At 57.1% G+C, this 11,008-nt stretch carries 11 protein-coding genes; 5 read left to right on the top strand and 6 right to left on the bottom strand.

From position 1 onward, the window contains the following. From dnaX to PROAA_RS16535, 3 genes are all read right to left on the bottom strand, one after another. On the bottom strand, positions 1-720 hold a 720-nt coding region (gene dnaX, locus PROAA_RS16525; RefSeq protein ID WP_186412400.1), incomplete at its 3' end, for a DNA polymerase III subunit gamma/tau. Between the two features lie 97 nt (positions 721-817). After that, positions 818-1,939, bottom strand: coding sequence for an AI-2E family transporter (locus tag PROAA_RS16530; protein WP_186412401.1), 1,122 nt, complete (start codon positions 1,937-1,939; stop codon positions 818-820). Beyond that, the gene (locus tag PROAA_RS16535) at positions 1,936-2,331 is read right to left on the bottom strand and encodes a cyclic nucleotide-binding domain-containing protein (RefSeq protein ID WP_245664313.1); all 396 of its coding nucleotides are present in this window, start codon (positions 2,329-2,331) and stop codon (positions 1,936-1,938) included. The genes PROAA_RS16530 and PROAA_RS16535 overlap by 4 nt, the downstream gene beginning before the upstream one ends. A 321-nt stretch (positions 2,332-2,652) precedes the next feature. Here PROAA_RS16535 and PROAA_RS16540 point away from each other — a divergent pair, with 321 nt between their 5' ends. Beyond that, entirely contained in the window at positions 2,653-2,847 is a 195-nt protein-coding gene (locus PROAA_RS16540) for a hypothetical protein (protein WP_186412403.1), read from the top strand. Positions 2,848-2,881: 34 nt separating this feature from the next. Here the strand turns inward: PROAA_RS16540 and PROAA_RS16545 are convergent, their stop codons facing one another. After that, entirely contained in the window at positions 2,882-4,405 is a 1,524-nt protein-coding gene (locus tag PROAA_RS16545) for a CYTH and CHAD domain-containing protein (protein ID WP_186412404.1), read from the bottom strand. 321 nt (positions 4,406-4,726) lie between these two features. Between PROAA_RS16545 and pstS the strand changes: the two genes are divergently transcribed. The 4 genes from pstS to pstB all read left to right on the top strand — a co-directional run bounded on the left by pstS (position 4,727) and on the right by pstB (position 8,487). Further along, a complete protein-coding gene (pstS, locus tag PROAA_RS16550; RefSeq protein WP_186412405.1) occupies positions 4,727-5,770 on the top strand; it encodes a phosphate ABC transporter substrate-binding protein PstS in 1,044 nt (347 codons plus the stop codon). Positions 5,771-5,842: 72 nt separating this feature from the next. Next, positions 5,843-6,820, top strand: a complete 978-nt coding sequence (gene pstC, locus PROAA_RS16555; protein ID WP_186412406.1) for a phosphate ABC transporter permease PstC — start codon at positions 5,843-5,845, stop codon at positions 6,818-6,820. A gap of 7 nt (positions 6,821-6,827) precedes the next feature. Next, a complete protein-coding gene (pstA, locus tag PROAA_RS16560) occupies positions 6,828-7,670 on the top strand; it encodes a phosphate ABC transporter permease PstA (protein WP_186412407.1) in 843 nt (280 codons plus the stop codon). 13 nt (positions 7,671-7,683) lie between these two features. Continuing rightward, positions 7,684-8,487: a phosphate ABC transporter ATP-binding protein PstB gene (gene pstB, locus PROAA_RS16565; RefSeq protein WP_186412408.1), complete on the top strand. Its 804-nt coding sequence runs from the start codon at positions 7,684-7,686 to the stop codon at positions 8,485-8,487. A 16-nt stretch (positions 8,488-8,503) separates the two neighbouring features. On the opposite strand, the gene folP is transcribed toward pstB, so the two are convergent. Together folP and ftsH are read right to left on the bottom strand one after the other, a co-directional pair. Beyond that, positions 8,504-9,322: a dihydropteroate synthase gene (folP, locus tag PROAA_RS16570; RefSeq protein WP_186412409.1), complete on the bottom strand. Its 819-nt coding sequence runs from the start codon at positions 9,320-9,322 to the stop codon at positions 8,504-8,506. A gap of 72 nt (positions 9,323-9,394) precedes the next feature. Continuing rightward, positions 9,395-11,008 (bottom strand): ATP-dependent zinc metalloprotease FtsH (gene ftsH, locus PROAA_RS16575; RefSeq protein ID WP_186412410.1); only part of this gene is annotated, 1,614 nt, incomplete at its 5' end.

Below are 11,008 nucleotides of genomic sequence, written 5' to 3' on the forward strand. Positions count from 1 at the left end.
CATTTCGCGCACCTGCGCTTCCTCGACTTTGCCGGCTCCGTGAGCGATTGCTTGATCGAGCAAGGAAAGGGCGTCGCGCATGCTGCCTGCGGCCGAGCGCGCGAGCAGGTTCAGCGCGCCGGGCTCGGCGCTAATCGATTCGACTTCGAGAATGTGCCTCAGATGGCCGGCAATCAGCGCTGGTGTCATTTGCTTGAGGTTGAACTGCAGGCAACGCGAAAGCACCGTAACCGGAATCTTCTGTGGATCGGTTGTCGCCAGAATGAATTTCACATGCTCGGGAGGCTCTTCCAGCGTCTTCAACATCGCGTTGAAGGCTGAATTCGAGAGCATGTGGACTTCGTCGATGACGTAGACTTTGAACCGCCCGCGCGTCGGCGCATACACGGCGTTTTCGAGTAACTGCCGCATTTCATCGACCTTGGTGTTGGTCGCCGCGTCAACTTCGAGCAGATCGATGAAGCGGCCCGAATCGATTTCTGTGCACGCCGAACAGACGCCACAGGGCGTGGCTGTGATGCCGACTTCACAATTGAACGATTTGGCAAGAATCCTCGCCAGCGTGGTCTTCCCGACGCCCCGCGTGCCGGTGAATAGATAGGCGTGATGCAGGCGCTGCTCGGTCAGGGCGTGGGTCAATGCCCGGACGACGTGTTCCTGCCCGATCAGGCTCTCGAAGGTTTTCGGTCGCCACTTTCGCGCCAGTACTTGGTAAGTCATGTGTGGATTTTACCCCGTATTCTTGATCGGCACTGCGGGGCGCAAGCTGCGCGAAGAAGGATAACAGCGATTCGTCCGAAATCAGCCTGCCCTGTCTCTAGGTTCGAAGATCGCGCGTCACCTGCCGATGACGCAATGCTTTGGCAAAAACATGTCGCGCGCGCAATCGCGGATCCGTGACGATCTCGCCGATCGTTTCCCCGAGCACCATGACAATGCCCAGCAGAGGCAACACCAGCATCAGCCCGGCAACACCTGCTACAGCGCCACCGACAAAAATCATCACTACAGTGAGCAACGGATGCAGATTGAGACTGCGCCCGATGGTAATCGGCATAAAGAAGAAGTCATCCAGCAAACGTACCCAGATGAACAAACCGATCGCCGCGTAAGCCATCGCCGGATCGGCTGGGAAATCTGTCGCGGCCACCAGAACAACCAGCAGACAACCCAGAATTGAGCCGATATACGGCACCCATGCGAGGACAGCGGTTACGAAGCCCAGCACGAAGGGCGCCGAAACCCCGATCAGGGAGAGTCCGAAGGCAAGGCACAGTGCGTCAATCAAGGTCAGCTTGATCAAGCCTTGGAAATAGAGTCTGGCGGTGTGATCAACCTGATCCAGAAGATACAGCGTGCGTTCAAAAAACGCGTTGGGCACGGCACGACTGAGGAACATCTTGAAGCGCCATCCGTCCCGCAGGAAGAAAAACGCGAGAAACGGCGCCAGAAACAGCGATGGCAGCCAAGCCGCGGCGGTCAGCATCGCTGCCGTCAGATAACTGCCGGCAAATTTGTCGCCCAGATCGCTGATGTTTCTTGTTAACTGATCACTTAGTTGCGCCTTGGCGGCGAAAACATAGTTCCGCTCTGCCCACGCCAATGTTTCGGCAATAAAACGCAACCCGCCTTCAATATAGCGCGCTGCCGAATCCTGCCACGAAACCAGATGCGAGCTGATCCACGGGAAAGCCAGCAGCACGATGCCAACGGCCACAGCCAACGCGCCTCCACTGACCAGCGCAGCCGACGTGGCACGCGACATTCCGCCAAGGACCAGCCGTTGCTGCAACGGGAAAAACACGTAATACCCAATCAAAGCGAGAAGAAACGGTACGACCAACCAGAGAATCTTCTGAAACAGAAAGAGCAGCAGACACGTGGTGAAAAGAATCGCCAACCACACCAGTGGCCCCGAGCGATAGCGCGCCCGTCTCATGGGTGCACTTGCTCCCCAATCTCTTGCTCGCTATGCACTATGCTGCGCAAACGCATTCCGAGGTGGCGAGCCAACTGCAAGGCAATTTTCGAGGCGATTACCGCATGTGAATTCATCAAGCCCAGAAAATCGCCACGAAAGAACACTGCGAGGGTGCAATTGCCCCCCGCACGCGCCTGCGCTGAGCGCGGCGCATCGTCAAGCAACGCCAGCTCGCCGAAAAAATTGCCGCGTTCGAGTGTGGCAATCGGACTTTCGCTCTCTCCTTGATGGCAAATCAATACCTTGCCGGCAAGGATGAAATAAATGGCTTGCCCCTCTTCACCCTCGTCGAAGATCACTTCGTCCTTCAGGTAGCTACGCTCGTGCATGAACCCATCGACGATCTTCATTTCTCGGGTATTCAGGTCAACGAACAGCAATAGTCTCTTTAGGTCATCCAAACGCTGTGCAGGCTTGTTTTTGGCAAATAGGTTGAGCATCGCAGTCGGTAGTAATTGATAGGGAAGAACGCGAGGTTATACGTAACCCAAGGGATTCTAAAGCAAAGCGCATGACGCGACCATGAGCGAAATACTCCGCATGCACGGGAAGCACCCGGCACCTGATCCGTACTCAGGCGCTTCTCTACTGACTATAGCTGGATCGAAGTAATTTCGGGTATCCTCGGGTGACGTGAATGCTTCGCTGACCCGGAATCAACAGGAGGAGTTATGGATGCTTTGGTCAAGCTGGGGAGGATCGCCGGAGTGGCCGGCGCGGTGCTGTGCGCTCTTGGCGCCGGATTTCGCTTGGGTGGCGCCTACTGGATCGCCGGTTTTCAGTCCGGAACATTGCTACTGGCGGGTTCTGCCGCGATGATCTTCGGGTGTTTTTGCCTGCTCGTGGTTCTGACTCAGCGGCCTTGAATCTTCGCAGGGTTGATGTCCGTCGGCTTGTCTCTCAACTCCAGGGTTTCTTGCCGGCCACGAACTTACGCAGTTCGGAGCTCAGCGCTTTTATCAGAAGCTGCGTTCGACCCGCAATCCAGCCGCGGGTCACCAAATCGCGCTCGCCTTTCGGATGCATCTCCTTGATCAGACTTGAAGCGGTAACCTGATCGTTCAGCGTTCCGAGCAAGTTCTGGATCTTCGCTAGTGAAGTCTGATAGGCCGCCAGAGGCTTCTGCGGTAAAACCGGGGCAAAAAACTCAAGTGCATAGCGCAGCTTCTTGAACGCAATTCGCAGCTCATGTCGGCTCTCGGCATTCATCTTCGCGTGTTCGCTCACCAGCAGCTCGATCATCTCTGCTCTTTTTTGCAACCGACGCGTGGCAAACTTGCGTAGACCCATACCCGACGCTTTGCCTTGTGCTTCGATCGTCGGCGGCCCGACTCTGAACAGTGCCGCAGTAAAGGCCAGCAAGAGCTGGCTGTACGCCTTCTGCTTCAAGGTCACGCCAGCCGCTGCCTGCGCCTTGGCCTGAGTCGTCTCACCCCGGGCTCTTAACACGGCAAGGTCAGCATCCTCGGGGAAAGCCTCTTCCAGCGGAGCTAGCGTTTCGGCGAGAAAAACGTCCCAGTCACGTGCACTACCGAGCCCCCCCGCAAGCTCGCGCCAGCGTGGTGAATAGACATTGACAAAGTCGACAGCAAGTACAGGGGCGAATAGTCTGAACGCAGAGCGCAGACGCCGAATGGCTACTCTGGCCTGATGGACGTACTCCGGGTTTTCCCCGGCAACTGCCCCCGCTTCATTGCGTTGCAGGTGGGCCAGGCACGATAGCGCAACTGAACGAAACGCATCGACCGGAGACATCTCCTTGTTGACGTTTGAAGCGAACGCCTTGACAGGATTTGCCAGGGTCCCATCGGCCAGCGCATAGCCACGCTCTGCCTTGCTGAAAATCTCGGGATGAAGATGCAGTTCGGTAGCCAGCTCGATCGCAAGATCAAAGAGCGCGTCAGGCGATTCGCCCTCAATCAACTCGATTTCCAGCTCACAAAGTGGTTTGCTGACCGATGCAGACGTGCCGCCAATCCCTGGCGCGTTGATCCTGCCCCGGTCAAATGCCAGTTCGATGACCGACCCGGCCAAGCTCAACTTCCATGCAGTACGCGTAAAGTCCGTCGAGAATACAGGCTGAAGCCGGGAATGTTGAGATTCCAGAAACACACGCAATGCATCATCGGTAACGATGGAAAAATCGAACACGCCGGGTTTGGTTGGGGCTTCCCACTCACTACGCTGGGCCAAACCGCCCGCACCGGAAGCACCGCATTTTACTGTCATCAACCAGACGGCCCAGCCTTTTTGCCGCAAACGCAGGGCAATGCCGCGACTGCGCAGTTCAAAATCCGGGGTGTCAAAATAAGTGTTACGCAGACGATACTTCTGCGGTGTATGTCCGGACAATGCTGGCTGCGCCTGCAATCGTCGCGCTTGAGTAGGAGACAAACGCAATTTGAGCTCGATTTCCATAGGCATGGGAGCCTCCCTTCGGCCGGTCAGTCTATCAGGGATGAAAGTCACTTGTCTTGCTCAACATCATTACGGTATTGTTACAGTCGGAGTCAGGAAACATACGCATCGAACCTCAATATGACTTCCCTTGACACCCCGCACTTCTTCCCTCTTGGAACCCGCAATCGACGCAACGGCACAGGCTTGCTTGATCTATTCGGAGCGACATTCCTGAAATCGGCTTCGGATTTCCAGGCTGATTTCGAAACTGTAACATCGCTGAAATATTTGACAGTTAGCATAGCCTCGCTTGCACGTTCCATCCATCCAGAAGAGGAGTAATACATGTCGAAATTCATCAAGGTTCTAGCGGTATCGATGGTGGCAGCTTCAGCATCAATGGCCGCGCACGCGGCTGAAGTTACCGGCGCCGGTGCATCCTTCCCCGCTCCGATCTACGCCAAGTGGGCCGATGGCTATCAGAAGGCGACCGGCAACCGGATCAACTATCAATCCATCGGATCCGGTGGCGGCATCAAGCAGATCACGGCCAAGACCGTTGATTTTGGCGCCTCCGACATGCCATTGAAGCCCGAAGTTCTCGACAAGGACGGACTGATGCAGTTTCCGACAGTCATCGGTGGCGTTGTGCCGGTACTCAATGTGGCCGGTATCAAGCCCGGCGAACTCAAGCTGACCGGTCCCGTGCTGGCTGACATCTACCTCGGCAAGATCAACAAATGGAACGACAAGGCCATCGCCGAACTCAATCCAGGCCTGGCATTGCCGGCAGATGACATCGGCGTCGTAAGGCGTGCTGACGGCTCCGGTACGACCTTCATTTTCAGTAATTACCTGTCCAAGGTCAGCGCCGAATGGAAACAGAAGGTTGGTGAAGGCACGGCAGTGCAATGGCCGGTCGGCCTCGGCGGCAAGGGCAATGAAGGCGTATCGGCCTTCGTTCAGCGTCTTCCCGGCTCCATCGGCTACGTAGAGTACGCGTACGCCAAGCAGAACAATATGACCTACGCCATACTCAAGAACAGTGCCGGCAGTTTTGTCGCTCCCGACGACGCCACTTTCAAGGCAGCGGCAGCCCATGCCGACTGGAGCAAGTCGGCATTTTACGAAATCCTGACCGACGAGCCGGGCAAGGACTCCTGGCCGATTACCGGCGCCACTTTCATCCTGATGCACAAGGTGCAGGACAAGCCGGCGCAGGCAGCGGAAGCCATCAAGTTCTTCGACTGGTCATACAAGAACGGTGACAAGATGGCAACCGACCTCAACTATGTCCCGCTCCCCGACAGCCTGATCAAACTGATCCACAGCTCTTGGAGCCAGCTCAAGGATGCTTCCGGGAAGCCCGTCGTTGCGGCCACCAAGTAAGTCATACTTATCGGTCCGCGCCGCTTCAGGGCAGCGCAGACCTTCACCCAACCCTTCAATGCAAAGTTCTCAATGAGTGCGGTACTGGATTCCAAGGCGACCGGCGCTTCCGCGCGCAACCACAAGCTCGGCGACTGGTTGTTCTTCAACCTGACCCGTGGCTTTGCCGCGATGACTCTGGTATTGCTGGCCGGAATTATCGTCTCGCTGGTCATCAGCTCCCGTCTGTCGATCGAGAAATTCGGCCTGGGCTTTCTCTGGAGTTCGGACTGGAATCCGCCGATGGAAGAATTCGGCGCGCTGGTTCCGATCTACGGAACCCTGTCCACCTCGCTGATCGCGCTCATCATCGCGGTTCCCGTCAGCTTCGGCATCGCCCTGTTTCTTAGCGAGCTGTCGCCCGTGTGGCTACGCCGGCCGCTCGGTATCGCCATTGAGCTGCTTGCTGCTGTACCTTCCATCGTTTATGGCATGTGGGGTTTGATGGTTTTCGCACCGATCTTCGCAAAATACGTGCAGCCGGTGCTTTCAGGTACCCTGGGCAAGGTGCCGCTGGTCGGTGCCCTGTTCGCCGGGGCGCCGCTAGGCATAGGCATCCTTTCCGCGGGGATCATTCTGGCCATCATGATCATCCCGTTCATCGCCTCGGTGATGCGCGACGTGTTCGAAGTCACACCGGCCATGCTCAAGGAATCGGCGTACGGGGTGGGTTGCACGACCTGGGAAGTGGTATGGAATATCGTTCTGCCCTACACACGGGTTGGCGTCATTGGCGGCATCATGCTCGGACTGGGCCGTGCGCTGGGCGAAACCATGGCCGTAACGTTCATCATCGGCAATTCCAACTTCCTCTCCAGCATTTCGCTCTATGCCCCGGGCAACAGCATCACATCGGCTCTGGCCAACGAATTCGGTGAAGCAACCCCGGGAATATACACGTCATCGCTGATTGAACTGGGTCTGATTCTCTTCTTCATCACAATGGTCGTGCTGGTGTTCTCGAAATTGCTCCTGGTAAGCCTGTCGAAGCAGGAAGGAACGAAGACATGAGGCGACTATGGATCTGCTGAAACGGCGCGAGATCACCAACAAGGTTGCGCTGACCCTGTCGATGGCCGCCATGGTTTTTGGGCTGTTCTGGCTAGCGTGGATATTGTTCACTACGCTGCAACTGGGTGTTGCCGGCCTGTCGCTTGATCTGTTCACCAAAATGACACCACCGCCCGGAGCTGCCGAAGGCGGCCTGGCGAACGCCATCGTCGGCAGCCTGTACATGGTGGCGTTAGCGACGCTGGTGGGCGCACCGATCGGCATCCTGGCCGGCATCTATCTTGCAGAATACGGACAGCATACGTGGCTCGGCGAGGCTACCCGTTTCATCAACAGCATTCTCCTGTCGGCGCCCTCGATCGTCATCGGCCTCTTTGTCTACGCCATCTATGTGGCCCGGGTGGGTAACTTTTCAGCCCTTTCCGGCGTTATTGCCCTGGCCCTGATCGTTACCCCGGTGGTGCTATCGACCACGGAAAACATGCTGTTGCTGGTGCCCAATACGCTACGCGAGGCCGCCTTCGCGCTGGGTGCGCCCAAACGCGTCGTCATCATGAACGTAACATTGAGGGCTTCGAAGGCAGGCGTCATTACCGGCATCCTGCTCGCCGTCGCGCGCATTGCCGGCGAAACGGCGCCATTGCTGTTCACTGCGCTCTCCAACCAGTTCTGGAGTCTCGATCTCAACGAACCGATGGCCAACCTGCCCGTCACCATCTTCAAGTTCGCCATGAGCCCGTTCCAGGACTGGCAGGAACTCGCCTGGGCCGGCGTACTCCTGATCACGCTGGGTGTGCTTGGACTGAACATCGCTTCGCGCATCTTCTTCCGCGCCAAGCACAAACTGTGAAACCGCTCAAACCATGAACGATACAACTCACCTGATTTCGCTGTCCGAAAAGGCGACAGCCCTTGAAGCGCAGATGGTTTTCAAGAATCTCGATTTCTATTATGGGAAATTCCATGCGCTGAAAGCCATCGATCTTGAGATCTACAAACGCCACGTCACGGCTTTCATAGGGCCTTCGGGTTGCGGGAAGTCAACGCTGTTACGTACCATGAACCGGATGTATGACCTGTATCCGGAACAGCGTGCCAGCGGCGAGTTGCTGCTCGATGGAATGAATATCCTTGATCGCAAAATGGACGTAAATGCACTGCGCGCCAAGGTTGGCATGGTTTTCCAGAAACCGACGCCCTTCCCGATGTCGATTTACGAGAATATCGCCTTCGGGGTGCGCCTGAACGAAAGACTTTCCAAGGGTCAGATGGACGAACGCGTCGAGTGGGCCTTGCGAAAGGCGGCAATCTGGGAAGAAACCAAGGACAAACTCGCCCAGAGCGGAATGAGCCTTTCCGGGGGACAGCAACAACGGCTGTGCATTGCGCGCGGCATCGCAGTCAAACCGAAGGTGCTACTGCTCGACGAACCCACTTCAGCACTCGACCCGATTTCCACCATGTACATCGAGGAGCTGATTTCCGAATTGAAAACCGAATTTACTATTGCCATCGTCACCCACAACATGCAGCAGGCAGCGCGCATTTCCGACTATACGGCGTACATGTATCTGGGTGAAATGGTCGAGTTCGGCGTCACGGATCAGGTTTTCATCAAGCCGAAGAAGAAGGAAACCGAGGATTACATCACCGGTCGTTTCGGCTGAAGCGCACGTTCTGTCGCTATCTTGAGGCGGCCCGCCAGACGGCCAGTGCATCTTTCGTTTCAACCACATCATGCACGCGCAGGATGCGGGCACCACGCTGCGCAGCAAGGACGGCAGCCGCGACGCTCCCGGGCAGGCGCTGTTCAACGGGCTTGCCGGTTATGGCACCCAGCATCGACTTGCGGGAAATACCGGCCAGCATAGGCAACCCGTCAGTGGCAAGCCCGTCAAAGCAACGCAGCAGTTCGAGATTCTGCTCAAGCGTCTTGCCAAAACCGAACCCCGGATCGAGCACCAGACGGTCGTAGGCGACCCCGCCAGCGACTGCCCTGGCAACCCGCTGGCCAAGGAAATTGCGCACTTCACCAACCACATCGTCATAGTGAGGACTTTGCTGCATGGTCAACGGCTCGCCCTGCATGTGCATCAAACAAACGGCGCAATCGCTCTCGGCTACAACTTCCAGTGCACCGGGCATGCGCAGGGCATAGATGTCATTGATCATCGAGGCGCCCCGCGCGATGGCAGCACGCATCACTTCGGGTTTATACGTATCGACTGAGATTGGCACACCGCAGTCGGCCAGGGCGTTCAGTACCGGCAGCAGGCGGCCCAATTCCTCATCGAGCGGGGCCGGAATGGCACCAGGGCGCGACGATTCGGCTCCGAGGTCGAGCAAATCCGCGCCGGAATCAATCTGATGAAACGCATACTCGATAGCGCGCTTGGCATCAGTGGCCAAACCATCGCCGGAGAAGGAATCCGGCGTCAGGTTGACGATGCCCATGACTAGCGGACGATCAAGCGACAGGTGAAATTTACCGCAACGCAGCATGGAATCTGAATGTGAAAAAACCGGGGGAGTTCTGGGCTCTCCCCCGGCAGATTCGATTCATCGCACTCAGGCTCAGGCGGGTGCTGTCGCGGTTGGCGCGGCGTCCGGCGGCACATCGGACGACGAACCTGTTCCCAAAGGCTGCGGCGGTTTGGGGGGGCGTGGCGGCTTGCCTTCCATGATGTCGTTGATCTGGTCAGAGTCAATCGTTTCCAGCTCAAGAAGAGCGGCGGTCATCGCCTCAACCTTATCGCGATTTTCTTCGAGCAGCTTGCGTGCCAGCGCATATTGCTGATCGATGATACGACGGATTTCAGCATCCACCTGCTGCATCGTTGTTTCCGACATGTTCTTGTGCGTGGTCACCGAGCGGCCAAGGAAGACCTCGCCCTCATTTTCACCATAAACCATCGGGCCCAGCGCATCGGACATGCCGTACCGCGTTACCATATCGCGTGCCATCTGGGTCGCACGCTCGAAGTCGTTTGAGGCACCGGTTGTCATCTGGTTCATGAACAGCTCTTCGGCAATGCGGCCGCCAAACAGCACGGCGATACGGCTCATCAGATACACCCGGTCATAGGCGTAACGATCTTCTTCCGGAAGTTGCATGGTCAGTCCCAGCGCACGACCTCGCGGAATGATGGTGACCTTATGCACCGGGTCGGACTTCGGCACCAGCTTGGCGACGACCGCGTGGCCCGACTCGTGATACGCCGTATTTCGCTTTTCCTCCTCGTTCATGACCATGCTACGGCGCTCGGCGCCCATAAGGATCTTGTCCTTGGCCTTCTCGAAGTCATCCATGTCGACCAGACGCTTGCTGGCGCGAGCGGCGAACAAGGCCGCTTCATTGACCAGGTTGGCCAGATCGGCACCGGACATTCCCGGCGTTCCACGTGCAAGAATGTCGGCCTTGACGTCCGGCGATAGCGGTACCTTGCGCATGTGCACGATAAGAATCTGTTCCCGGCCACGGATGTCCGGCAACGGGACAACCACCTGACGGTCAAAACGACCCGGACGCATCAGTGCCGGATCAAGGACGTCCGGACGGTTGGTCGCAGCGATCACGATGACACCGACACTGGCCTCGAAGCCGTCCATCTCAACCAGCATCTGGTTCAATGTCTGTTCGCGCTCGTCGTTGCCGCCACCCAGTCCCGCTCCACGCTGGCGGCCGACCGCATCGAGCTCGTCAATAAAGACGATGCACGGAGAATGCTTCTTGGCATTCTCGAACATGTCGCGCACTCGTGCCGCACCCACACCGACAAACATTTCAACGAAATCGGAACCCGAAATCGAGAAGAACGGCACTTTGGCTTCGCCGGCAATCGCCTTGGCGAGCAAGGTTTTACCGGTACCGGGGTTGCCGACGAGCAATACGCCTTTGGGAATGCGGCCGCCCAGCTTCTGGAATTTGGACGGATCGCGCAGAAAATCAACCAGTTCGGAGACTTCCTCCTTGGCTTCGTCGCAACCGGCAACATCGGCAAAGGTGATGCTATTGGTCGACTCGTCAAGCAGGCGCGCCTTGCTCTTGCCGAATGAGAATGCGCCACCACGGCCACCACCTTGCATCTGACGCATGAAGAACACCCATACGCCGATCAACAGCAGCATCGGAAACCAGCTGACGAAGATGCTCATCAGGAAGGATTGCTCCTCCTCGGGCTTGGCTTC

The organism is Candidatus Propionivibrio aalborgensis, from assembly GCF_900089945.1.
Classification (GTDB): Bacteria; Pseudomonadota; Gammaproteobacteria; order Burkholderiales; family Rhodocyclaceae; genus Propionivibrio; species Propionivibrio aalborgensis.

Excerpts from the sequence above, each read along its gene's own strand:
- PROAA_RS16540 (WP_186412403.1), top strand. The coding sequence starts at position 2,653 with ATGGATGCTTTGGTCAAGCTGGGGAGGATCGCCGGAGTGGCCGGCGCG.
- pstA (WP_186412407.1), top strand. The coding sequence starts at position 6,828 with ATGGATCTGCTGAAACGGCGCGAGATCACCAACAAGGTTGCGCTGACC.
- PROAA_RS16535 (WP_245664313.1), bottom strand. The coding sequence starts at position 2,331 with ATGAAGATCGTCGATGGGTTCATGCACGAGCGTAGCTACCTGAAGGAC.
- PROAA_RS16530 (WP_186412401.1), bottom strand. The coding sequence starts at position 1,939 with ATGAGACGGGCGCGCTATCGCTCGGGGCCACTGGTGTGGTTGGCGATT.
- PROAA_RS16545 (WP_186412404.1), bottom strand. The coding sequence starts at position 4,405 with ATGCCTATGGAAATCGAGCTCAAATTGCGTTTGTCTCCTACTCAAGCG.
- folP (WP_186412409.1), bottom strand. The coding sequence starts at position 9,322 with ATGCTGCGTTGCGGTAAATTTCACCTGTCGCTTGATCGTCCGCTAGTC.
- pstB (WP_186412408.1), top strand. The coding sequence starts at position 7,684 with ATGAACGATACAACTCACCTGATTTCGCTGTCCGAAAAGGCGACAGCC.
- pstC (WP_186412406.1), top strand. The coding sequence starts at position 5,843 with ATGAGTGCGGTACTGGATTCCAAGGCGACCGGCGCTTCCGCGCGCAAC.
- pstS (WP_186412405.1), top strand. The coding sequence starts at position 4,727 with ATGTCGAAATTCATCAAGGTTCTAGCGGTATCGATGGTGGCAGCTTCA.